Below are 22,033 nucleotides of genomic sequence, written 5' to 3'. Positions count from 1 at the left end.
AAAAGAAAAGCGGACCCCCCTAAGGTCCGCTGTTTCCCGGGCAGTCAGCTATGCGAACACCATTGTTGCTGCGTTACCCTTGCCCGAACATGTTGACCCACCTGATCAGCATTGGTGCCAGACAAATCAGCAATAGGACAGGCATCATGCACATGGCCATCACGGCAGACATCTGCACAGGCAGACGGTTTGCCTTCTCCTGGGCACGAAGCTCTCGGTCAAGCCGCATGTCAGTGGCGAACCGGCGTAATGACGCGGATATGCTGGTTCCGTACTGGTTGGATTGCAAAAAGGCGTTCGCGAACGAATTCATCTCGTCGATACCGACCCGGTTCGCCATATCCAGAAAGGCGGCCTGACGTTCTTTGCCTGCCTGCAACTCCAGTTGAAGAACCGAAAACTCCTGCGAGATTTCCGGAGCTGCTTTGGCCATTTCATGCGAGACCCGGATCATCGCCGCGTCAAAGCCCAGCCCGGCCTCGATAGCGACTTGCAACAGGTCGAGCGCGTTTGGCAGGCTGTGTTCGATGGCCTGGCGGCGTTTCTTTATTCGACGTCGCAACCACAGTGCCGGGCCATAAAAGCCCATGACCATCAGTGCCGTCACGACCTGCATTGTGTTAACCCACGTAACACCCTGCAAAAGGTCGGCGATCCCTAACTGAACTTGCGTTTCGATTGGCAAAGCCATGGTTGCTACGAACGCGGCAGGCAACACAAACCCCAGGACGACCCGAAAGGTATAATATGTGCGAATGGCGTGCTTCTGCCGAATTCCGGCTTGTTTCAAAAGCTTGCCGATCTTGGAGCGTTCGCGTTTTGACGACGGGACAAAGGCCTTCAGCAACCCGTGCGGGTCGCTGTTGTCACCCTGGATAAGGTCAAAATCCTGCCCATGCCCTTGTGATACCGTCCCAACGCGCATGCGGCGTGCTGCCGTGTTTTCACTGGCCGTAAATCCGGAAAGGCCCATGACGACAAAAAAAACACTAAGGGCGATTCCGACCAACAGGATCAACTGCGGTGTGACGCGCGGATCGTTTAGAATGTCCTGAAGAATATCCATATCCCAATTCCCTTTAGAATCTGAATTTAACCAGTCGCTTCAGGATGAAACCCTGGGCAACTGTCAGGCCAATGATCACCTGGGCGAAATACGGAAACAGCGGATCGCTGCGTACGTCGCCGTAAAATGTTGGCGAGGAGACCTCGATCGAAAGATAAATGATGACCGGCAAAATCGTGAGGATAAGGCTGCTCAGGCGACCTTCGGCAGAGATTGCCTTGATCTTTTTTTGCATCGTGTGCCGGTCCCGGATGGTCTGGGACAGAATGCTTAGAACGCGAGACAGGTTGCCGCCGGTTCCATGCTGAATGCCGATACTTACGGCAAGGTATTTTGCATCCTCCGTTCCGACCCGTTGCGCAAAGTCGTGAAAGGCGGTCGCGACGTCATCACCATAGTTGATCTGGTCTTTGATGATGCCAAACTCTGACCCGATCGGATCCGGTAGATCAGAGGCAACGTTTCCAACCGTCACCGCGACGGGGTGGCCCACTTTCAGCCCCCGGGCCATCAGGTCTAACGCGTCAGGCAGTTGTTTCGTCAGTTTCTTCGCGCGGGCGTCTTTCACGGCGACCAGCAGGATGATCGGGCTGATGAGGCCGAAAACTGCGCTCAGAATGACCGCCAGTTCCAGGGCAAGGAACCGGGAGGCCCCGAAAAAGATCATCAAAACCAGAAGGGAGACGGCGAGAACCACCCAAATCGGGTTGACCGCCACACCAGCTTGCACAAGCAGACGGCGAAACCGCGTAATCAGCCCGGCTTTTTCACCAGCAGCCAGCATCGCCGGATCGCGGAGCAGCTGCAACACCTGATCCGTCGAAGCCCCGTTCTGAATCAGTTTCATACGGCGGTTTCTGGCCTCGCCATGCGTTTCCTTGCGCGCCAGAAGCTGGTGAACGCCTTCGTAGGCGAGCAGAATTCCCAGAAAAATCGAAATATAGATCAGGATGTTCAGTGTATTGGGCTGAAAGTCAATCATGATGCCGTTGCCCCGTGAATAAACATGTTGGTGTCCACATCAACACCAGCCGCTACCAGCTGGTCGAAGCATTTTGGCCGTATTCCGGTTGGCAGGAATTCTCCCAGAACGTCGCCATTCTCAGACTTGCCACGGCGTTTGAAGACAAAGATGTCCTGCATCGTGATCGTGTCGTCTTCCATGCCCGTGATTTCGGAAATACTGACGACCCTGCGTGTCCCGTCGCTCAGACGGCTGAGTTGCAGGACGATCTGAATGGCCGAGGCGATTTGAGACCGGATGGTTCTGACGGGCAAATCCGCCCCCAGCATCGTCACCATCTGTTCGACCCGGCTGAGTGCATCGCGGGCCGAGTTCGCATGTACGGTCGTCATGGAGCCGTCATGTCCTGTATTCATGGCCTGAAGCATGTCAAAGCATTCGGCACCACGGACTTCGCCGACAATAATGCGGTCAGGCCGCATCCTGAGTGCGTTGCGCACCAGATCCCGCTGTGTAATTACCCCTTGACCTTCCGAGTTGGGGGGACGGGTTTCCAAGCGAACGACATGGCTTTGCTGTAACTGAAGTTCGGCCGCATCTTCGATTGTCACGATACGCTGCTTGCCGTCGATAAAGGATGAAACGGCGTTCAGCATTGTTGTCTTGCCGGAACCGGTACCGCCCGAAATCAGAATGTTCAGCCTGGCTTCGACCAGTGCCGCCAGTAGCTTGGCTGCCTGTTCGTTCATGCTGTCCCGCTGGACCAGCTTGTCGATGGTCAGGGGATTGCGCGAGAATTTGCGGATCGACAACGCCGGTCCATCAACTGAACACGGGCGAATAATCGCGTTGACCCGGCTTCCGTCTTCCAGACGCGCATCGACCCATGGCTGGGATTCATCGATACGACGGCCGACCCGGCTGACGATTTTGTCAATGATCCGAAGCAGATGGCGTTCGTCGCGAAAGCGCACGGACGATTGCTCGAGCAGGCCAAAGCGTTCCACGTAGACCTGATCATAAGAGTTGACGAGAATGTCGTTGATGGTCGGGTCTTCCAGAAGAGGTTCCAGAGGGCCCAGACCCATCACTTCGTGAATGAGTTCATCAACAAGGGCTGTAAATGCCTCGGACCGTAAATGAAGGCGTTCGGCCTCGATCAGCCCGGTAACCAGCGCAGCGATCTGACGTTTCAGTTCGGATCGTTCTACCTTGTCGATCACGGACAGGTTCAGACGGTCGAGAAGCTCGCTGTGCAGGCGACTTTTAAGCTCCAGATGCGCTTGCAGGTCAACGTCCACCGGTTCTGGTGTTGCCTTGGATTTTGGTACCTCGATTGGCCGTTCCAGAACCAACACATTCGACTTGGACGCGGCCCGGCGTGATTTGTACTCGTTAAACACGGCGATCTCCCATTATACAGTTTTTTGTGCGGCTGGCCGGGTGCCTTCGGACATGGACGCAGCCAGTTTCGTCAGGGCCTTGCCAAGGTCCGAATGCGGCTTCATGTCTACAATCGGTCGTCCCAGATCGACCGCGTTTCGCGCAATCTTGGGATTGTCCGGCAGCCAGTGCTTCAGTTTCGTTTCCAGCACCTTTTCAGCCTCGCGAACATGTGCAGGTTTGATCAACGTCTTCCGCTCGCGGTTCACGACAACCTCTACCGGCAGGGCCATGTTCGCCTCGCGATAGAAATCGATCAGGCGCCGGGTCTGGCGAACGCATGGAACCGTGGTGTCAGTTACCAGCGCCAGTTGGTTCGCGCGTTTGAAAATGGGTTCGACCCATTCCACAACGGCACAGGGCAGGTCGATGACAACATAATCGTACCGGCGCTGAAGCAGGTCGAGCATCCCTTCGATCAAGCCCGGTCGTATGGACTGAAGCGGAACCAACGGCGCGGGCGCGCACAACACATCAATACCGAGCGCGTGGTTCTGAAGGATCGACGTCAGGAAATGATCATCCGGCTCTTCCTGATTTTCGATGAGTTGGAGGCATCCCCCGTTATCTTCAAGATCGAGAAACACGTTCGCGTTTCCGAATTGCAGATCAAAATCCAGAAGCGCGACGCGGTTTTTCGCCTTTTTCCTCAGGAAGGATCCTTTCCCGCCCACCAGCGAGCAGGCAAGGTTTACCGCGACCGTTGACGCTCCGATTCCACCGCGGGATTTTGCAACCGGAATGACGGTGCCAAGGGCAGAGGGACCATTTTGAATGAATCCCTGCGGAAGTGATCGGGAGGAGATTTTTTCTGCTACCGCAGCTTTCAGCCCATCCTCATCAATGGACAGGGGCAGAACTTCGTCGATGCCGATTTTCCGCAACTCGCGGGCGACCGAGATCGAAACGTCATTCTGCGTCAGCGCGACAAATAAGGTGTCATCTTGCCGATGGGTCAGGAGGTCTTTGACGGCCAGAACCTCGCCCGCGTCGCAGGGGTCGATTTCGAAAATAACCAGGTCATGCTTGAATGCCAGATTGCGTGCCGTACCGTTCAACGCTTTGAACGAACCCGCATTCTCGGAGATTTCGTTGTTTTGACCGGCGGGAAAGGCATTGGCGACCACCTGAGCGACGGTTTCGCTTTCAGATACAAGCATGACGGAATGTGAATTGAGACTAGAAACGTTCTTAACCATTAACCTGACTCTCCTGATGCTAGGTCTTCGGCAGGCAGCGAAACGCTGAAATTGGAAAACCCGGCTGTTGAAGGAATTGTGCTGCTGGTCGCGCCTGCGGCGTTTGCAAGCGCGGCCAGCGGCGACACGAACTGAAAATCATTCAGGTTCAGCTCAACCGTGACCATGGGTGTGTAAGGGCCACCCAGGAAGCCCAGATTGGAATTGAAATCATAGGAAAACTGCAGGGCGTCAATCGGCGTGCCGGGGGGCAGTAACGGGTTGATGCGCCCCCAGATTTCAGATGCTGTGGTGTTGGCGGCGTCACCCGCACAAGGTGGCGTTACCGGGTCGGCACATACGCCAGCCGACGCACTGCATGGGGTGCCAAAGCGAGGGGACAACGCGGATGTTCCCCGCGTGTGGGTCTGTGGCACACCCGGACAGGCCGGTGGGCGCACCACAGCGATGCGCGCCGCCAGCTGTGCGGCTTTTTGCGCGTTCACTCCGCTGTACGAAAGCCGACCAAAGTCCAGCAATGCCAGGAACAGGAAGGAAAACAGGGACACCACCACGGCAAATTCAACAAGAACCCCACCATTTTGGTCGCGCAGCACCTTGTCCGCGACCTGGCGCCAGGTGGCGCGATTATTGCGCAACCATGTCATTGGCCAAATATCCGCGATGTGTCAGCGACGTCGGTGGTTATCGATGACGCACCGCTGCCGAAAAGCTTCAGAATGCCCCCTAGCGGAAACTGAACGGTGATATTGGCGCTTACCTGACCGACAGGCGCCGGGTTCATACGATACGTACCGGACACGCAGGTCAGGCTGGGCGTTACCGAGTTGACGGTTATGCTGGGCGGGAACAGGCTGTTGCCGTGAATGTCACGCTCGACAATCCCTTTCAGAGTTGTGCTGAGCCCCGCGACTGTTCCGCCAGACGAACAGATATCCGAGGGCGTGACGCGCGACATGTATCGGCTGGCATCCCGGACCCCGGCAATGACCGACTGGTACGACCACATAAGACGTGCGGATTCCAGGGTTACTGCCAACAGCAGCAGCATAATCGGCATGACAAGGCCAAACTCGACAAGGATCGCACCATCTTCGTTTTTGGCGAAGCGTTTGAAAGGGGATCTGAGGCGAATACACATGAACACTCTGCCCCTATCGATACAACTGTACGACGTCGCGAAAGATGCCGCCGAACCCGTTGCCGCCGCTGCCAACACCGGTCACATCGGGGAAACCGACGACCTCTCCGTGGATGTCGAAACTGGGGGGTGAGCCACCGTCATCACCGACCGGTTCAGTCAGGAATACGGCAACAAATTTGGTGACCGGAACCCCAGTTGTCGAACCAGATACTGGGTTCAGCGCGCAATCAATACCGGCAGCTGTTACAACGCGCCGTGCCGGGTCGTTGGACATCTGGCTGGAACACATTGGACGGCCGGTTTCGGCAAGTGAAGGGTCAAGAATGGAATTTGCGTTCGGTGCCGCGTAGGGGTTCGTGTTCCCGTAGGCTATTTCCCTCAGATACATTCCGTACCGCGTCCCGGCGAAAACGGTATCCGACCCGGACAGCGCGGGCAGATGCGAGTCGCTGCCTATGCCGTCGGCAATCCCATCTGCCAGATCGTGGTTTCGATTAAGGTACCCGGTTCGATCCCAGTTGCCGTCGCCGAAACGGTTGTTTCCGCCGCATGTGCCCGCAGTCATGCACAGGTCGCGCCCAAGGCCGGTTGTATCAGGGGTCGTCTGTTCATTTCCCTGAATGCAAGCGCCACCACCGTTGCTTTCAATTCCCTTGATCACATTTGGTGCGGGCGCGAAATCGATGTTGTTTTTCTCACCGTTGAGAACCGAGCGGTAGATGTCAAAGCGGACGTTGAATGCAGCATTGGTAATGCCGTTTTTCTGGCCGGGTTCGGTGTTCAGACCATTGGTCAGAACACATTGGGTGATCTGGCTTTGCGCCGCGATCAGACAGGCCAGTTTATTGCCCCCTTCGTCGGCACACACACCCGAGCTGTCTTGGAAATTCGCCAGATCAATAAAGCCGAAGTTACCCGGTCCCCAGGCCGTTCCGTTGCCGCCGCTGCGCAACAGGATCTGGTCGCCTACGGTCAAAGTGGATTCCCAATTCGGGGGCAGGCAGAACATCAGGGGTGAGATATCGCACGCCGCTTTCGAGTATCCGGCCACTGCCTCGGCTGAAACGCTGGCAGCAGAAAACCCAGCCCCACCAAGCATTTTGTCCAGCGCCGAAGCCAGGCTCATCGTCAGGGATTTGGGTGTCAACACGACTTGCGCGAACCTGGCCTTCCGTGGATCAGTTGTAATATTTGCGCCAAGCGGGGTCAGATCCGATGCCGGAAGCGCCGAGTGAAACAGGAGGGTATAATCCGACGATCCTGAAAGCGTGGTTGCCCCGTTCGCGAAGGTCTGGCTGTCGCTGACAAGATTTGCTGCTGCATTTGTGGCGCGTGTAATCGCGTCTGGTTGGCCGTCCAACTCTCCCGCTGCGGCCAAAGCCACGTTGTCGGCAAATGACTGCAGCTCTGCATGTGTCGAATTCAACCGGCCAACGTCCAGCGTGATCGCAAAGAACCCGAGGAATGCGACCAAAGCTGTGCCCCACAGGATCGCGACGGTGCCGTTCTCCTCTTGGGCGAATGCGGATATGATTGCATGTGCTCGCATGGCTGAACTTATTGACCAGGTGTCTGACTGACTGTGATTGGGCGAATGCGGGGTTTGACGCGCGGCATCGCGGACGCCGGCGCAAGGTGCGCATCTTTTGGGGTATCAGGTTGCAATTTGGCGGCGGGCGCGGCTTCTGTTTCCTGTTCCGCTTCTTCCTGTTGCCGCTGGATGGTCACAACCTCGGTCTCGGTTCCCCGGCGCAGCTTTACAGTGGGTTGAATATCAACCTTTTCTGCCGGTCCTTCCTCCTGCAAAAGATCGCGCAGGCGAACCATCTCCATGGGCTCATCCTCGACGCTGTCCAGGGTGCGCAGTGTCAGACTTAGGGTTCCGGCCTTTTGAGCCAGGGCCAGACGTTGACCTTGCTGCGGGGTCACTTCCACCGTGATCGTGCGGGCGACCTCAGGCTGATCGCTTAATTCTTCCGACTGCTGGTCTACGCCAATGACGCGAATATTCTGCAAGATGGTGACCGCGCGCAGGTCCTGCTTGGCACCTTGGGTCAAGACGATATCAACGTGATCGCCCGGGGTAACAAAACCGCCCACGGCCGTTACAGCATCGACCTCGATTGCCATGGCGCGTGTGTTTTCCCCCAACTTTTGAACTAGGGTGACTTTTTCACCAAAGTTCGAAACCTTGGAAAGAAGCATTACTTCGCCGGGATAGAACCGGCCCTTGGCGCGCCGCAGCTGACGGCGATTGTTTGGAACAAGTACATCAATGTCCGTGAAAACTCCGGCCGGGAGCGCCTCGCGCGGCCAGGGATGAATTGTGACGTCGTGCGCTTCGATCGTTTGACCAAAAGCGATTTCTGATCGGGCCACGTAGATCTCAACCAGATCGGCATCTGGCGAGACACCGGCAGTGCTTGTCTTAAACTGAATGTGATCTTTCGCCAGGTAAACGGAACCGGACGCTATCGCAATTCCAAACAGTGTAGAAATGATTGGCCTGATACGCATCACTCTCTCCAACAATTACGTTCTGAAATATGGAACTTCGGTCGTCTTGCTTTCGCGAAATTCCTGGCGGTGAACTCTGCGCCGCAACAGTGGCACGGCGGCGCAGAGTTCAGTATTTTGGTAAGTGTGTCTGGGTCAGCAGGTCGCGCTACCCAGAGCCTCGCATGCACCAGTCACGTTTGTGTTGGTGGTTCGGCCCAGGTACGTGAACGCGCCAACAGCAATCGACGCCACGACCAAAAGAGCCAGGCCATATTCGACAATTGCTGCACCGCTTTCATTCTTAACAAACTTCTTCATGAATTTAGTCATTATTTCCCCCAAATAGGTTAGATGTTTTCAGCGCTCCATTTTCTTGAGCGCAAGCCAGGCGAAAATGCATTAGCTCTGGAATCAGAATAGAATCGCAGGAAATGCGTGACCTCCTTCAAAGGTAACTGAAATACAATCAAAGATTGAAAGATTTTAAAGTAATAAATTCTATGGGAGATTACTTTTAACCCTGCATTAACAACCTATTAACATACGGCGAATCGCCTTTTTTCGAAACAATGAATTGAGTCGGGTCGCAATTGTGAGCAGGATGGTTGTTGATTTTTACTGAACGGTCAGGCAATCGCGGATTGGTCCCGTGCCGATTGTTGGTGATATGGTTCATAAAAACACATTAAAAACAGATAGATAAAGTTTTGTAGTAGTATTTGTTTGAAAACTTTCCGCGCAGACAAGCCAGATAATTCCGGTTGCTGTGGCTGCGTAAGGGGCACAAGTTAGTTGTTGTAATCCGAACCTGTTTGTTTGGTCGGTCTGTTTGGTTGAATGGTTAATTGTTATGAGTGTGAGTTTTTTAAAGAGCGCTCAGGCGAGGGAGAGTCTGGACTTTGTAGTGGAGTGGACTCAGGCCCTGTGCGGTAATGGCTCCTTGTCTCGATCCGTAAATTGTTTAATGCGCCTGGTAAATGCTGATGCGGTTCTAATTGTCAGAACGCAGAAAAAAGGTTGGAAGGCAAAGCATATTGCGCGCTGTTGTGTTCAGCTGGGAAAAATCTGGCCTTCACAGCCGCAAACGCAGGCCGATCTGGTTATTGGGGAGTGTATATCAACTGCAAGAGCGGGTTCAGTCTGGAAACTATCAGACCTGGTGTTTACCGACGCATCACCAATGTCCCATTATCGGCCTCAAAAGCCTGAAGGGCTGGTGGAGGTTATCCTGATTCCGCTGGACGTAGCCGGGGCGCAGGTCGATTACATCGAGCTTCATTACAGTATTCGCCCGCAGACCTTCGAACTTGATCTGATAAGTGCGCTGGCTCCAACACTTTCATCTGGCTGGAGTAAACGCTTACCCGGAACGGTTGCTGCCAATTCCGAAGTTCTTCGGGGTCACCGGTCCAGATACGACAGCAACAATCGCTTCGTTCCAATCCTTGATCCAAATAACCCAGCCGAACTCAGCAGATGCGAGTTTCGGGTATGTGCGATGATGAAAGAGGGAATGACAGTGAAGACAATCTCGGAGACTTTGTCCATTGGCCCGACAACAGTTCGTTCGCACCTAAGTTCCATTTTTTCCAAGACAGGGGCAACGAGCCAGATCGAGCTTTTGCATCTATTGAACCGAAGCGTTGATGCTGACAGGGGTTTTGCTCAGATCGCGGGTTAGCGAACCGAATGGATTGCTACCAGGACGGTCTGAAGACCTTTCCTTGATCTTTTTTTTGGATCTATCCGCCGTCATGGTCTTACCTTTTGTCGTGCCACGCCGGTCGAACAACTGCTGAACTGTGTCGCAATATCGTCGGTTGTTTTGTAAATTTCTTTTTGTTGGCCGCAATTTTGCCCTCTATTGCGGTGTAGGGAATCTGACTCGTTCGCTTTGACGATCTGCTACTTTCGTGCGGGGAAACAACCCTACGGAGTAGGGGGAGTTCGCCTGATTTTTTTGTTCGTCCCACTTGATCGCAGATACAATAGAAGGAATTATCCTTTTTTGTTAACGGCTTAGTCTTTGTTCATGATTTCGCGACAACATTAACATAATGTGAACAATGTATTCTCTGAGTGTTCAACTGGTTCGGGGCATACTGATCGCACAGGCCGGGCAAACCACGTCCGGTTGAATGGAAGGGGAACAGCATGATCAAGACTGCTATTGAGGTTGCGCCGTATGCATGTGCGACAATGCAACCCCATAATCCCGTCATGAATGGCGAAGTTTCAAGCAATACAAATTCGAGCAGCAGTCGCTTCCCTCCTATCGAAAATGCACTGACAGAAATCGTAAATAACAAGCGACTTGAAGAGGCGAACCGGGACTTCTGAAAATCAGAACGTCCGATAGATTTCCAGATCAACATGATCAGGGAACGATAAAGCCCGCTCCGAATTGGAGCGGGCTAAATTTTTTCTCAGTAACCTTTGCCAACTTGCGTAGGGCATGCGCGCAATACAACCTGGCAGTCAGGATCTTTACGAGAAAGTCGGGCCAGCCAAACGGCTGGTAATCACTTAGCTGGCCCGGTCTTTTGCCCACTTCATAAGAATGAAGGCAAAAGCTGTTAGCTATCCAGTCCGAGCATTGCCTTTACAGCAGCCTCGACCTCGTCGGTGACGGGTTTGTTCGCAGCGTCTTCCAATGCCGCGCGCTCATCGAGTGACTGCTGCTCAACGGCGTCAGTCAGGTCTTCGACGTCTTGCACGGCTTCCTCATATTCCAAGGCTGCCTGTTTTTCGGCATTCAGGCTGTCAGCGGTATCTTTGGAAGCCTGCAGATCATCGTTTGCGTCCTGAAGAGCGTCCTCGATATCAGGATCGGTGCCTCCCGCGTCTGCCAGCTGCTGTTCGAGATCATCGACGATGTCCTGCTTTTCCTGAACATCGGCCAGCGCTTCCTCAAGGTCGTCATTGATTTCGGCGCTGGAGCGATCCGGCGGGGTCATATCATCCAGAAGGTCTTGTTTTTCGGCAAGCTCAGCTCGGATGCTGTCGCCAGCCAGAACCGTGTCGCGATAGGTTGCAATGCGACCGACGCGCGAATTCGGTGCAGCGTTCTGAAGGGCCTTCTCACTTGCGTTGGCTGCGTTCAGTGCACCCAGTTCTGAAGGGTGGACACCCAGTGCGGCAGCCAGTTTATTCCCCTTCTTATGGGAATCGGTCAGGTCCGTTTCCTCGACCTGAGCCTTGGATTTTGTCGCGTGCGCGGCCGGTGCGGTCTTGGTCTGAGTATTCTTGGACTTCTTACCGGTAAACAGCTCTTTCAAAGAGAACGATTTTCCCTTCGAGGATTTTGACTTCGAACCCTTTGCGCCAGAGGTTGTGCGCCCCGACTTACCGGCGGATTTTGAACCACCACTTTTGGTCGCCCCATTACCACCGCCGTTGCCTTTGCCATTTCCGGCGTTGTCGCTGTTTCCATTACCGCCGCCGTTTCCTTTACCGCCACCATTGCCTCCACCGTTGCCATTGCCGTCTTTGGCGTAGGCCACATCTGGAAGGGCAACTGCCGCCACGATAGCAGTGGAGCCCAACATTGCGATTGCGAGAGCGGAGGCCTTCAGCACGCCGGTCAAATTGGTTTTCATAGCGATCCTCGTAGGTCGAACGCGAGTTTCATTTGGGCCGGCAGAGTATTTCGCGGTCCGCACACACGAAAAACCGCTAGCCGGAATCAATATCTGACAGGTGCTATCTAAACCGATCAACATTGAACCCACGCCAAACTGGTCGTTCATCGCCAGTTCATGTTGAAATCGGTAGATTGTTAAGGTGGTTGCGCAGTAAAGAGTGCCGAAGATGAAGAAGCTCTTGACCATCTTGTTTCTTGTTGCCGTTCTCCAGCCCGGAGAAGGCGATGCAGCCGTTCGTGAGCTGAAGCAGGCGGAGCTGCGCAAAGCGACAACCACTGGCAACGCTATCCGTCTTCAGGACGTCATCAAAGGCGTCGAGCAGGTCTTTGGCGGAACGCCCATTGATGCGCGTGCTTTTCAGGCCGACAAAGTTTACTACCGCGTGCTGGTCAAAAAACCGAACGGGAAGATTGTCAGTGTTATTGTTAACGCAAAAACCGGCGTCGTCGTTTCCAACAGGTCCACGATCGGCAAACAAATCTCAGAAGCGGCGAAATCTGCGCCCGGAAACTCGGCCAATGCGAAATCTCAAGGCAAGTCTTCTGCCAACGCAAACGGGGGTCAAAGCGGCAACCGTGGGAACAGCGGTGGCGGTCACGGCAATTCTGGCGGCAATGGTGGAGGCAATTCCGGAGGTAACGGCGGCGGCAATTCCGGAGGCAACGGTGGTGGCAACTCTGGTGGGAATGGCGGCGGCAATTCTGGCGGAAACGGTGGTGGTAAAAAGTAATGGTTAAACTGCCATACGCACGCCTATAATTCCTAAGTATGAGAGTCTTACTGGCAGAAGACGAACCGCACCTTTGCGAGCAGATCAAGAAACTGTTGAACGCTGAAGGTCGGGTCGTAGACATTGTGAACAGCGGCCTGGAAGCTTTGCATCTGGGCGCAACAGAACCTTATGACATGATCATCCTCGATATTGGATTGCCGGAACGCGATGGCATTTCAGTTCTACGGGAATGGCGCAGTGCGGGTATCAAGACACCTGTGCTGATCCTCACGGCCCGCGATGGCTGGAGCGAAAGGGTCGACGGGTTGGACGCAGGCGCGGACGACTACATGACCAAGCCGTTCCATATGCCCGAACTGGCAGCGCGGGTCCGTGCCATCCTGCGGCGGCAGAGCGGCCAGTTGAATCCCGTCGTTGAAATGGGAAATGTTGTGCTGGATACCCGCAACGGGCGTGTGACGGCGGATGGCGTGCCCATCGACCTGACCGCCCAGGAGCTGGCTGTTCTCACGTATCTGGCCCATAATATTGGGCGTATGATCTCAAGGACCGAACTGTCAGAGCATATCTACGAATACGATGGAGACAGGGACTCGAACACCATCGCCGTCTTCATAACCCGTCTGCGCAAAAAACTTGGCCCTGATCTGATCACAACGATTAGGGGCCGCGGATATATGATCGACTCTGCCTGATGTTATCCCTGCGTCAACGGGCTCTACTGGGGGGGATCGCGTCGGGTGCCCTTTCAGTGGGTGTCGGTACGCTGGCCGTGTTCTCGTTCATTAATGCTCGCGTTTCAGACAGGTTTGATACCGCACTACTTGATCGTCACACGCAACTGGTCGTTGGGTTGAGCGTTACGACCCATGATCCGAATGCGCTGCGGGATCTGATGTTCGATCCAGCCTATGGCACACCGTATTCCGGCAGATACTGGCAAGTCAGCAACAGCGAAGGCGAGATCTTTACCTCGGCCTCCCTGTTCGACGAAGTCATTGCCGAACCCCCCGGTAACCCTGATGTAACGACGCTTTGGAACACGCCCGGTCCGGAAAGCGAAGCTTTACGAGGAGCCTTTCAGAAAATTACTTATGAGGATGGTACGGTCTGGGGGGTAAGCGTTGCCGAAAGTCAGGCCCAGCTTGTCGCGGAACGTCGCGCTGCACAACAAAACCTGCTTCCGGTTTTTGCGCTGGTCGGTCTGATCGGTGTCGTTGGATCGCTACTGCTGACGTCAATCATCCTGACGCCACTCAGAAAGCTGCGGTCGGATGTGGCGCACCGTTGGGAACGGGACGAAGACCTTAGACCAGGCGATTATCCAGAAGAGGTGTCTCCTCTGGTCGAGGATTTGAACCAGCTCTTGCGCCGAAATCGGGAAATCGTATCAGGATCACGTCGTCAGGCGGCAGATTTGGCTCATGCCCTGAAAACACCTACTGCGATCATGCGCAATGAACTGGTGCTGTTGTCCGAAGCGGGAGGTTCTACGGATATCGCTGTGGAAGCTCTCGACCGCATTGACGCGCAACTGGGCCGGTCTTTGGCCAGAATGCGGGCGCTGAACACTGCAGATTTGACCCATTCTCGTACTGATCTGTCTCATTCGATTGATCGACTGGCGCGGCTGTTCACGACCATGGCCGAGCGCGATGGAAAGTCATTGAAAATTGAGCGCGACCCGGGTCTTTGGGTGCGTATGGACGCGCAGGATATCGAAGAAGTTTTGGGCAACCTGCTGGATAACGCAGTCAAATGGTGCAAACACAAGGTCCGTTTGACGGCTAAGAGGACCCAGAACGGGATCGAAGTTGTGATTGACGATGATGGCCCGGGAATTCCTCAGGACGCTCACCGCGAGGCGCTACGTTCTGGGGGAAGGCTGGATACTTCTGTCTCGGGCAGCGGCCTTGGGCTGGCTATAGCGGTTGATCTGCTGAAGGCTTATGACTGCCGGATTGAACTGGGGGCATCCGGTTTTCTAGGCGGTTTGGAATGCCGGATCGTTATACCAAAAGGAACCAACGCGCATTCTGCGTCAGGCTGATTTTTTGCCCTGAAGGTTCAGGGTGGTTTGGGTGTGTCGTAAGTGGACAAGACGCGAAAACAAGAAAAGCGGACCCATGACAGGTCCGCTTTTGCCCTTGCGGGCGACAGGCAGCCAAGGTGGGCTTAGCTGCTCATGTCGTAGGCCCGTTCACCATGTACCGAGAGGTCGAGGCCATTTGTCTCGGTCTCGGCGTTTACGCGAAGTGGTGTGATCTGTGCAACCAGTTTGACCAACACAAACGTGACAACTGCCGTGAAGGCACCCACGATAACCAGCCCACCCAACTGGGCGGTCCATGTGCCAAGGCCAAACAGGGCGATCATGATGGTGCCGAAGATGCCTCCGACGCCATGTACCGCGAACACGTCCAGCGTGTCGTCGATATTCAGCTTGTTGCGCACCAGACTGACGGCTTCCTGACACAGAATGCCCGCAACAGCACCGATGATTAGGGCCTGAACCGGACCCACAAAACCCGAAGCGGGCGTGATCGAGGCCAGACCTGCAATTGTTCCGGTAACAAGACCCACCATCGAGGCTTTGCCAAATCGGATGCGTTCCCAAAGCGCCCATGTCAACGAGGCAGTAGCGGCGGACAGGTGGGTAACGGTCATCGCCATCGCAGCACCTCCGTCCGCGGCCAGTTGCGAGCCGCCATTAAAGCCGAACCAGCCGACCCACAGCATCGCGGCGCCCACCATGACATAGCCGGGATTATGCGGCGGGGTCGTGCGGTTGCGGCGCGGGCCAAGGATGACGGCGATGATCAGGGCTGCCAGACCAGCGGTTTCGTGCACCACGATACCACCTGCGAAATCACGCACGCCAATGTCGCCCAAAATACCACCATCGGCCAGCATTCCACCGCCCCAGATCCAGTGAACCACCGGCGCATAGCACAGCAGCATCCATAGCGCCGAGAAGGTCAGTACAAAGCCAAAGCCTACCCGTTCGACATATGCGCCCACGATCAGGGCCGGGGTGATGATGGCAAAGGTCATCTGAAAGGCAAAGAACAGGATTTCCGGTAGAGTGCCAGCAAGGCTGTCCACATCAACACCGTTGAGGAAAGCCTTGCCCAAACCACCCCAAAGCCCGCTTTCACCGGGCCCAAAGGCGATGGAGTACCCGGCAACCAGCCACAGAATGCTCATCAAACAGGCAATGGCAAAGCAATGCATAAAAACGCTGAGCACGTTTCGGGCACGAACGAGCCCGCCGTAGAACAAGGCCAGCCCCGGCAATGTCATGAAAAGGACCAGTGCTGTAGCAACTATGATCCAGGCTGTATCGGCTCCATTCATGGGCCGCTCTCCTTTTCCCTGCATGGTTTCCCGGGCAGGTCATCTGACAACGCCCCGGGGTCGAGTGAGTATATGTGCAGAGCCTTGAAGCGGAGGGCAGGTGAGGAAAAAAGAGGCAACACCCGAATTGGTCGCCTAATTTGTCGCCTTTTGTTCAAGTGATGACTGTTTTGGCGGCTATGGGCAGATAATGCCCAAAAATCGTGCGCGTTATGAAAGGCCAGTCAGAAGCAACGCCAACGCATGATCCCGCGCGGCGCGGCGCACCGCACCCCGCCCTTGCGCGCCAAACTCAATCGTTTCGGTTTGGGTTTCCCGGCCTTCTCTGGCCAGTCCGAAACACACGCGCCCTTCGGGTTTGAACTCAGACCCGCCCGGCCCGGCAATACCGGTAATCGCGACGGCAAGCTGCGCTTGTGAGTTGCGCAAAGCGCCTTCGGCCATTTCGCGAGCAACCTCCTCGGACACAGCACCGAAAGCCTCCAGAGTTTCTGCCAGAACACCCAGCATGTCCTGTTTGGCCCTGTTGGTATAGGTAACAAATCCCCGATCCACGACGGCCGAACTACCGGGTATATCCGTCAGGGCCGCAGCGACCATACCGCCGGTGCAGCTTTCCGCTGTGGCGATCATAACGTCCTGCGCTTTGGCGCGGTTCAGCAGGTCGGGCACGTTCATAGGCCCAGAACCCCGTGCGCGATGCCTGCCAGAACCATCACGCCAACGGCTGCGAAAATACCCGCAATCACGTCGTCCAGCATCACCCCCATAGGATCGCCACGACGATCTGCCCAACCGACGGGGCCGGGTTTGGTGATGTCGAACAGGCGAAACAGGGCGAACCCGGCAACCCAACCGGGCCAGAGGGCGGAAATGTCGATCCCATGCGCCCAGGACGGATATGAGATCGCCCAGAGGGCAATGAACTGGCCCGCGACCTCATCGATGACGATTTCCGACGGGTCGTGATCGTCCTGGCCGTCGGTCATCACGCGCGTGGCCCACAAGCCGCCTGCGAACACCACCAGCGTCGCGATTGCCAGCAAAGGGAATCCCCCCAGCGTATGCAGGACCCAAGCCATCGGCAGCGCGGCCAGCGAACCCCAGGTGCCGGGGGCAGGGCGTATATATCCGACGCCGCCAACGGTGCCAATCAACTGCGCCGCGTTCATGATTTCACCAGACAGGCCGTCGCGATCGATGCGATGCCTTCACTGCGACCGGTGAAGCCCAGACGCTCGGACGTGGTGGCCTTGACCGAGATCTGATCGGCGCACAAGCCCATGATTTTGGACATTTCTTCGCGCATAACAGCGGTGTGAGGGCCAATCTTCGGATATTCACAGACCAGCGTGCAATCCACGTTCGAGATGCGATATCCCATCTGTCCGGCCAGTTCGACCGCGTGACGCAGAAAGATCTTGCTGGCGGCACCTTTCCATTGCGGATCCGAGGGCGGAAAATGCTGCCCGATATCGCCTTGCGCCAATGCGCCATAAATCGCGTCGGTTACAGCATGCATCCCGACATCCGCATCCGAATGCCCCTGCAACCCGCGATCATGGGGAACCTTCACACCGCAAAGGACCACATGATCCCCGTCGCCAAATCGGTGCACGTCATAGCCGTTGCCAAGTCTTACATCCATATCCATTCCCATGATGCGTTCCGCCCGGGCAAAATCCTCGGGGCGGGTGATCTTCAGGTTGTCCGCATCGCCCGGTACGATGTAGACATCGACCCCCGCACCGCGTGCAACCTCAACATCATCGGCAGCACCGCCTGGATGCGCCGCATGGGCGGCGGTGATGGTGTCATAGTGAAAGCCTTGCGGTGTCTGTGCCGCAAACAGGTTGCTGCGGTCTTGCGTGCCTGTCACGGCCCCGTCTTGTCCTATCCACAAGGCGTCAGTCACCGCCAGCCCGGGGGCGGCGGCCTGATGTGCATCCAATGCGTTCAAAACGTCCTGAATGGTGCGAGACGAAACGCAAGGTCTGGCAACGTCATGAATCAAGACGCGCTTCACGTCGAGATGTGTCAACGCCTTTAAACCGTTGCGCACAGAACCCGCGCGATCTGCACCGCCTGTGGCGAGGATCAGGTCGGTATCACGAAACTCCTCCCAGGCCAGAGTGTCTTCGTCGGATAAGACCAGAACGATGTGGGCAACCTGTCCACGGAACCGATCGATTGTCCAGTCTACCACGCGGCGTCCTGCAAGGCTGCGCCACTGTTTTGGGACATCGCCCCCTGCCCGTAGGCCGCGGCCTGCGGCGACTATGATGGCAGCTGTGGTCATGCCGCGCGCCCTCCATTTTGTTGCGTTTGTTTAGGCGGCGGTGATTGCAGAGGCAATCACCTATGGTCATGTGATTAAAAAATAGGCAGTTGATGGTTCTACAGGCTTGTTGCGCGTCGTTTTGTTGTTCATATGCGTAGAATTCGATATCAGAACTGCAATTGCCCAAGGATTAAGCACGTTGACTTTGCGCTTCGCTGACAAACTCGTAACACCGCCGGTTTTGCTGGCCCCGATGGCCGGAATCACCGATCGCCCATTTCGGGATCTAGTTATGCGCTTCGGCGCCGGCATGGTCGTCAGTGAAATGGTCGCCAGTCAGGAAATGGTGCAGGCCAAACCCGGAGTACGGGAGCGCGCCGAATTGTCTGCCGATGTGGAAAATACAGCTGTGCAACTGGCAGGGCGCGAGGCGCACTGGATGGCCGAGGCGGCGCGTCAGGTTGCTGATCGTGGGGCGCGGGTGATCGACATCAACATGGGGTGTCCCGCCAAGAAGGTTACAAATGGGTATTCCGGCTCGGCCCTGCTGAAAACACCAGACCATGCGCTGACGCTGATCGAGGCCGTAGTCAGTGCAGTTGACGTTCCGGTGACATTGAAAACCCGTCTGGGGTGGGATGACACCCTGCTGAATGCCCCTGAGGTCGCGCGTCGTGCACAAGAAGCAGGCGTTCAGATGGTTACGATCCACGGACGCACGCGATGCCAGTTCTACAAGGGGCGCGCTGACTGGAGCGCGATCCGGGCCGTGAAACAAGCCGTGTCGATTCCGGTCATTGCGAATGGAGATATTGTAGACACAGCAGCCGCACGAACCGCTTTGGAGCGATCTGGCGCAGATGGGGTCATGGTCGGGCGTGGCGCGCAGGGTAAACCGTGGCTTTTGGCGCAGATCAGTCACGACCTCTACGGGGCGGATGCGCCGGATATTCCGGTCGGGAATGTCCTGATCGACATGGTGCGCGCGCATTATCAGGCGATGCTGGGATTTTACGGTGCCGATCTGGGCCTGCGTGTCGCCCGCAAGCATCTGGGATGGTACATGGATCAGGCCGCAACCCCTGCGCCGCTGCGCCGGGCAGTTTTGACGTCGCGAAGCACGGATGAAGTCCTGCGTCTGCTTGGGGACGCACTTGCCGATACGGGCGAGGTGGCGGCATGAATTCTAACGCCAACATCTGGAACTCATTGCCGGTTCCGGCCTTCATAATCGATGAAGAAGATCGCATCGCAGATGTGAATTCGGCGGGCGAGGGGTTTTTGAATGCCTCGCGCCGGTCGGTAATCGGGCATCCGGTATGGGACCAGATCGCCGTTGACGCACCGCTGGAGGAAGCATTCCTGCGCGCCCGTTCTCAAGGCACGCCACTGTTCGTAAACGATGTGGATGCTGGTTCGGGGAACCGTGCGCCGTTGCAATGTGCGTTGCAGATCGCGCCCCTGGTTGGGCATCCGGGGTCGATGATCATGATTATATCACCTCGTGAACTGGCGGGCCGGATGACCTTGGGCAACACGGTCAAGTCAGCGGCGCAGTCGGCGATTGGCATGGCCGAGATGCTGGCGCACGAAATTAAGAACCCACTGGCCGGGATTACCGGTGCAGCGCAACTGCTGAGCATGAATATTTCGCCACAGGATCTTGAACTTACAGACCTTATTGTGGCCGAAAGCCGAAGGATCGTGAAGCTTCTGGAACAGGTCGAGCAATTCGGCAACTTGCAGAAACCGGACCTCAGGCCGGTCAATATCCACGATGTACTGGACCGTGCAAGGCGGTCCGCGCTGCTGGGATTTGGCGCGGATATGACAATCATCGAGGATTACGATCCGTCATTGCCGCTGGCCTATGGCGATCCGGACCAGTTTCTCCAGGTGGTTCTGAACCTGCTGAAAAACGCATCCGAGGCCGCAGGGCCTCAGGGCGGAACAATCCGTCTGCGCACGTATTTCGAACATTCCTTCCGGCTGCGCAGAAGTGATGGGTCGGGTCACTCGCTGCCGTTGCAGATCGAGATCATCGATGACGGTCCAGGGCTGCCCGAGGATATCCGCGGTGACATTTTTGACCCGTTTGTGTCGGGCAAGGAAAACGGCACCGGTCTCGGGCTGGCGCTGGTCAGCAAGATCGTTTCCGACCATGACGGCTGGATTTCCGCCGATTCCGTGCCTGGCCGCACCGTTTTCAAACTGTCGCTGCGCCGCGCGCCGCGAGATGCAACAGAACACAAGAAGGAGAGCACCTGATGGATGGCACCGTACTGGTTGCGGATGACGACCGCACAATCCGCACCGTTCTGACTCAGGCGCTGACGCGGGCCGGATGCAAGGTGCACGCAACGTCCTCGCTGACGACCCTGATGCGTTGGGTCGGCGAAGGTAAAGGCGACGTGGTGATCTCGGACGTTGTCATGCCTGATGGCAATGGTCTGGAGATGCTGCCGAAGATCGCAAAGGATCGCCCTGGATTGCCGGTTATCGTGATTTCCGCACAAAACACGATCATGACCGCGATTCAGGCGGCTGAGGCAGACGCATATGACTATCTGCCCAAACCGTTTGACCTGCCGGATTTGATGAAACGCACGGCGCGGGCACTGGATCAGAAGCAGCGCTCACAGCCAGAACCCAAACAGGCAGGCGGTGAGCGTCCGGATGAGTTGCCTCTGGTCGGCCGCACGCCAGTCATGCAGGCCTTGTATCGGTTGGTCGCACGCGTGATGAACACCGACCTGCCGGTAATGATCTCGGGTGAAAGCGGAACGGGTAAATCGCTGATTGCCCGGGCAATTCACGACTTTTCGGATCGGCGTACATTACCCTTTGTCACAGTCACCGCAGCCGACCTAAGCGATCTGGAGGGCCCGGCCCGCGTGATGGCGCGGGTGCGTGGAGGTACGCTGCTGATAGATGAAATCGCGGATATCGGCGATGAAATTCAAGCCCGCGTTGTGCGTATGATGGATACGCCCGGCGATCATGCTCCGCGATTCATGGCAACCAGCCAGACAAACTTGACCGATGGGATGGAAAACGGCCGTATCCGTCAGGACCTTTATTATCGTTTGTGCGGGGCGACGATCCACGTGCCCTCGTTGCGCGAAAGGGTCGACGATATTCCGCTGCTGGCCGAACATTTTCTGGCCCGGGAAGAGAAGGAAAATGGCAACAAGCGGTGGCTTAGCTCTGATGCGGTGGAGCTGGTGCGGCGCTATTCATGGCCGGGGAATGTACGGCAACTGGAAAACGCCGTTCGCCGTTTGGGGCTGACCAGCCGGGCAGATGAGATTTCAAAGGCCGAGGTGGAAATGGTGTTGGGCAGCCAGCCCGAAGCCGCACCGGTTCTGAGCGGTGGCGAACGTGAAAAGCTTTCAACTTCGGTCGAGCGTCATCTGCGACGGTATTTCGATCTGCACGGCAACATTTTGCCGCCACCGGGCCTTTATCAGCGGATTTTGCGTGAGGTTGAGGCTCCGCTAATCGAAATCGCACTGGATGCAACTGGTGGGAATCAGGCAAAATGTGCTGATTTACTGGGGATTAACCGAAATACGCTGCGAAAAAAGATTACTGACCTCGATATTCAGGTGACACGGCGTCGCAAACTGATGTAATATCGCCACACAAACCGTGGCATCCTGGCACCTGTCAGGAAAAGATCACGATATATGGCGGTAAGCCG

General features: G+C 56.0%; 22 protein-coding genes. 8 read left to right on the top strand and 14 right to left on the bottom strand.

The annotated features are described in order from the left end of the window. Positions 1–73 precede the first annotated feature (73 nt). From ACR0AM_RS00900 to ACR0AM_RS00860, 9 genes are all read right to left on the bottom strand, one after another. A complete protein-coding gene (locus tag ACR0AM_RS00900; protein WP_480621884.1) occupies positions 74–1,066 on the bottom strand; it encodes a type II secretion system F family protein in 993 nt (330 codons plus the stop codon). Positions 1,067–1,079: 13 nt separating this feature from the next. Beyond that, positions 1,080–2,048, bottom strand: coding sequence for a type II secretion system F family protein (locus ACR0AM_RS00895; RefSeq protein WP_480473110.1), 969 nt, complete (start codon positions 2,046–2,048; stop codon positions 1,080–1,082). Continuing rightward, positions 2,045–3,433: a TadA family conjugal transfer-associated ATPase gene (locus ACR0AM_RS00890; protein WP_480473108.1), complete on the bottom strand. Its 1,389-nt coding sequence runs from the start codon at positions 3,431–3,433 to the stop codon at positions 2,045–2,047. Before ACR0AM_RS00890 ends, ACR0AM_RS00895 begins: the two co-directional genes overlap by 4 nt. Positions 3,434–3,445: 12 nt before the next feature. Further along, a complete protein-coding gene (locus ACR0AM_RS00885; RefSeq protein ID WP_480621883.1) occupies positions 3,446–4,633 on the bottom strand; it encodes a CpaE/TadZ family protein in 1,188 nt (395 codons plus the stop codon). 38 nt (positions 4,634–4,671) lie between these two features. Further along, the gene (locus ACR0AM_RS00880; protein ID WP_480621882.1) at positions 4,672–5,319 is read right to left on the bottom strand and encodes a TadE/TadG family type IV pilus assembly protein; all 648 of its coding nucleotides are present in this window, start codon (positions 5,317–5,319) and stop codon (positions 4,672–4,674) included. After that, on the bottom strand, positions 5,316–5,813 hold the full coding sequence (locus ACR0AM_RS00875; RefSeq protein ID WP_480473102.1) for a TadE/TadG family type IV pilus assembly protein: 498 nt from the start codon (positions 5,811–5,813) through the stop codon (positions 5,316–5,318). Before ACR0AM_RS00875 ends, ACR0AM_RS00880 begins: the two co-directional genes overlap by 4 nt. A 13-nt stretch (positions 5,814–5,826) precedes the next feature. Beyond that, the gene (locus tag ACR0AM_RS00870) at positions 5,827–7,365 is read right to left on the bottom strand and encodes a pilus assembly protein TadG-related protein (protein ID WP_480621881.1); all 1,539 of its coding nucleotides are present in this window, start codon (positions 7,363–7,365) and stop codon (positions 5,827–5,829) included. Between the two features lie 8 nt (positions 7,366–7,373). After that, entirely contained in the window at positions 7,374–8,333 is a 960-nt protein-coding gene (gene cpaB, locus ACR0AM_RS00865) for a Flp pilus assembly protein CpaB (protein WP_480517255.1), read from the bottom strand. A 135-nt stretch (positions 8,334–8,468) separates the two neighbouring features. Further along, a complete protein-coding gene (locus ACR0AM_RS00860) occupies positions 8,469–8,633 on the bottom strand; it encodes a Flp family type IVb pilin (RefSeq protein WP_480621880.1) in 165 nt (54 codons plus the stop codon). Positions 8,634–9,144: 511 nt separating this feature from the next. Between ACR0AM_RS00860 and ACR0AM_RS00855 the strand changes: the two genes are divergently transcribed. Next, on the top strand, positions 9,145–9,996 hold the full coding sequence (locus ACR0AM_RS00855) for a helix-turn-helix transcriptional regulator (protein WP_480621879.1): 852 nt from the start codon (positions 9,145–9,147) through the stop codon (positions 9,994–9,996). 473 nt (positions 9,997–10,469) lie between these two features. Continuing rightward, positions 10,470–10,655 carry a hypothetical protein gene (locus ACR0AM_RS00850; protein ID WP_480473092.1) on the top strand — a complete coding sequence of 62 codons (186 nt, stop codon included), beginning with the start codon at positions 10,470–10,472 and terminating at the stop codon, positions 10,653–10,655. A 236-nt stretch (positions 10,656–10,891) separates the two neighbouring features. On the opposite strand, the gene ACR0AM_RS00845 is transcribed toward ACR0AM_RS00850, so the two are convergent. After that, a complete protein-coding gene (locus tag ACR0AM_RS00845) occupies positions 10,892–11,914 on the bottom strand; it encodes a hypothetical protein (RefSeq protein WP_480621878.1) in 1,023 nt (340 codons plus the stop codon). A 211-nt stretch (positions 11,915–12,125) separates the two neighbouring features. On the opposite strand from ACR0AM_RS00845, the gene ACR0AM_RS00840 reads away from it, so the two are divergent. From ACR0AM_RS00840 to ACR0AM_RS00830, 3 genes are read left to right on the top strand one after another with little or no spacing between them, the layout of a single operon-like run. Further along, positions 12,126–12,689: a PepSY domain-containing protein gene (locus ACR0AM_RS00840; protein WP_480517251.1), complete on the top strand. Its 564-nt coding sequence runs from the start codon at positions 12,126–12,128 to the stop codon at positions 12,687–12,689. Positions 12,690–12,727: 38 nt separating this feature from the next. After that, the gene (locus ACR0AM_RS00835; protein WP_480473086.1) at positions 12,728–13,387 is read left to right on the top strand and encodes a response regulator transcription factor; all 660 of its coding nucleotides are present in this window, start codon (positions 12,728–12,730) and stop codon (positions 13,385–13,387) included. After that, a complete protein-coding gene (locus tag ACR0AM_RS00830) occupies positions 13,387–14,742 on the top strand; it encodes an ATP-binding protein (RefSeq protein WP_480621877.1) in 1,356 nt (451 codons plus the stop codon). Before ACR0AM_RS00835 ends, ACR0AM_RS00830 begins: the two co-directional genes overlap by 1 nt. Before the next feature lie 125 nt (positions 14,743–14,867). On the opposite strand, the gene ACR0AM_RS00825 is transcribed toward ACR0AM_RS00830, so the two are convergent. From ACR0AM_RS00825 to ACR0AM_RS00810, 4 genes are all read right to left on the bottom strand, one after another. Beyond that, positions 14,868–16,049, bottom strand: a complete 1,182-nt coding sequence (locus tag ACR0AM_RS00825) for an ammonium transporter (protein WP_480473082.1) — start codon at positions 16,047–16,049, stop codon at positions 14,868–14,870. Between the two features lie 210 nt (positions 16,050–16,259). Then, positions 16,260–16,727: a CinA family protein gene (locus ACR0AM_RS00820; RefSeq protein ID WP_480621876.1), complete on the bottom strand. Its 468-nt coding sequence runs from the start codon at positions 16,725–16,727 to the stop codon at positions 16,260–16,262. Next, positions 16,724–17,221, bottom strand: a complete 498-nt coding sequence (locus ACR0AM_RS00815) for a phosphatidylglycerophosphatase A family protein (RefSeq protein WP_480621875.1) — start codon at positions 17,219–17,221, stop codon at positions 16,724–16,726. The genes ACR0AM_RS00820 and ACR0AM_RS00815 overlap by 4 nt, the downstream gene beginning before the upstream one ends. Beyond that, the gene (locus tag ACR0AM_RS00810; RefSeq protein WP_480621874.1) at positions 17,218–18,348 is read right to left on the bottom strand and encodes a bifunctional 2-C-methyl-D-erythritol 4-phosphate cytidylyltransferase/2-C-methyl-D-erythritol 2,4-cyclodiphosphate synthase; all 1,131 of its coding nucleotides are present in this window, start codon (positions 18,346–18,348) and stop codon (positions 17,218–17,220) included. Before ACR0AM_RS00810 ends, ACR0AM_RS00815 begins: the two co-directional genes overlap by 4 nt. 181 nt (positions 18,349–18,529) lie before the next feature. Between ACR0AM_RS00810 and dusB the strand changes: the two genes are divergently transcribed. Genes dusB through ACR0AM_RS00795 form a run of 3 tightly spaced genes read left to right on the top strand, consistent with a single transcriptional unit; the run spans position 18,530 to position 21,965 of the window. After that, a complete protein-coding gene (gene dusB, locus ACR0AM_RS00805; protein WP_480621873.1) occupies positions 18,530–19,513 on the top strand; it encodes a tRNA dihydrouridine synthase DusB in 984 nt (327 codons plus the stop codon). Continuing rightward, positions 19,510–20,598 (top strand): two-component system sensor histidine kinase NtrB, encoded by a 1,089-nt coding sequence (locus tag ACR0AM_RS00800; protein WP_480473074.1) that lies wholly within the window; start codon positions 19,510–19,512, stop codon positions 20,596–20,598. Before dusB ends, ACR0AM_RS00800 begins: the two co-directional genes overlap by 4 nt. Beyond that, complete coding sequence (locus tag ACR0AM_RS00795; protein WP_480517239.1) at positions 20,598–21,965, top strand: response regulator; 1,368 nt, start codon at positions 20,598–20,600, stop codon at positions 21,963–21,965. The genes ACR0AM_RS00800 and ACR0AM_RS00795 overlap by 1 nt, the downstream gene beginning before the upstream one ends. Positions 21,966–22,033 lie beyond the last annotated feature (68 nt).

The sequence above is a fragment of the Ruegeria sp. AD9 genome (assembly GCF_056542305.1).
This window is presented reverse-complemented; position numbering and strand designations above follow the sequence as displayed.

Bases quoted from the DNA above. Each gene is read 5' to 3' on its own strand.
- ACR0AM_RS00900 (WP_480621884.1), bottom strand. From the start codon at position 1,066: ATGGATATTCTTCAGGACATTCTAAACGATCCGCGCGTCACACCGCAG.
- ACR0AM_RS00895 (WP_480473110.1), bottom strand. From the start codon at position 2,048: ATGATTGACTTTCAGCCCAATACACTGAACATCCTGATCTATATTTCG.
- ACR0AM_RS00885 (WP_480621883.1), bottom strand. From the start codon at position 4,633: ATGCTTGTATCTGAAAGCGAAACCGTCGCTCAGGTGGTCGCCAATGCC.
- ACR0AM_RS00880 (WP_480621882.1), bottom strand. From the start codon at position 5,319: ATGACATGGTTGCGCAATAATCGCGCCACCTGGCGCCAGGTCGCGGAC.
- ACR0AM_RS00875 (WP_480473102.1), bottom strand. From the start codon at position 5,813: ATGTGTATTCGCCTCAGATCCCCTTTCAAACGCTTCGCCAAAAACGAA.
- ACR0AM_RS00870 (WP_480621881.1), bottom strand. From the start codon at position 7,365: ATGCGAGCACATGCAATCATATCCGCATTCGCCCAAGAGGAGAACGGC.
- cpaB (WP_480517255.1), bottom strand. From the start codon at position 8,333: ATGCGTATCAGGCCAATCATTTCTACACTGTTTGGAATTGCGATAGCG.
- ACR0AM_RS00860 (WP_480621880.1), bottom strand. From the start codon at position 8,633: ATGAAGAAGTTTGTTAAGAATGAAAGCGGTGCAGCAATTGTCGAATAT.
- ACR0AM_RS00850 (WP_480473092.1), top strand. From the start codon at position 10,470: ATGATCAAGACTGCTATTGAGGTTGCGCCGTATGCATGTGCGACAATG.
- ACR0AM_RS00845 (WP_480621878.1), bottom strand. From the start codon at position 11,914: ATGAAAACCAATTTGACCGGCGTGCTGAAGGCCTCCGCTCTCGCAATC.
- ACR0AM_RS00840 (WP_480517251.1), top strand. From the start codon at position 12,126: ATGAAGAAGCTCTTGACCATCTTGTTTCTTGTTGCCGTTCTCCAGCCC.
- ACR0AM_RS00835 (WP_480473086.1), top strand. From the start codon at position 12,728: ATGAGAGTCTTACTGGCAGAAGACGAACCGCACCTTTGCGAGCAGATC.
- ACR0AM_RS00830 (WP_480621877.1), top strand. From the start codon at position 13,387: ATGTTATCCCTGCGTCAACGGGCTCTACTGGGGGGGATCGCGTCGGGT.
- ACR0AM_RS00825 (WP_480473082.1), bottom strand. From the start codon at position 16,049: ATGAATGGAGCCGATACAGCCTGGATCATAGTTGCTACAGCACTGGTC.
- ACR0AM_RS00820 (WP_480621876.1), bottom strand. From the start codon at position 16,727: ATGAACGTGCCCGACCTGCTGAACCGCGCCAAAGCGCAGGACGTTATG.
- ACR0AM_RS00815 (WP_480621875.1), bottom strand. From the start codon at position 17,221: ATGAACGCGGCGCAGTTGATTGGCACCGTTGGCGGCGTCGGATATATA.
- ACR0AM_RS00810 (WP_480621874.1), bottom strand. From the start codon at position 18,348: ATGACCACAGCTGCCATCATAGTCGCCGCAGGCCGCGGCCTACGGGCA.
- ACR0AM_RS00800 (WP_480473074.1), top strand. From the start codon at position 19,510: ATGAATTCTAACGCCAACATCTGGAACTCATTGCCGGTTCCGGCCTTC.
- ACR0AM_RS00795 (WP_480517239.1), top strand. From the start codon at position 20,598: ATGGATGGCACCGTACTGGTTGCGGATGACGACCGCACAATCCGCACC.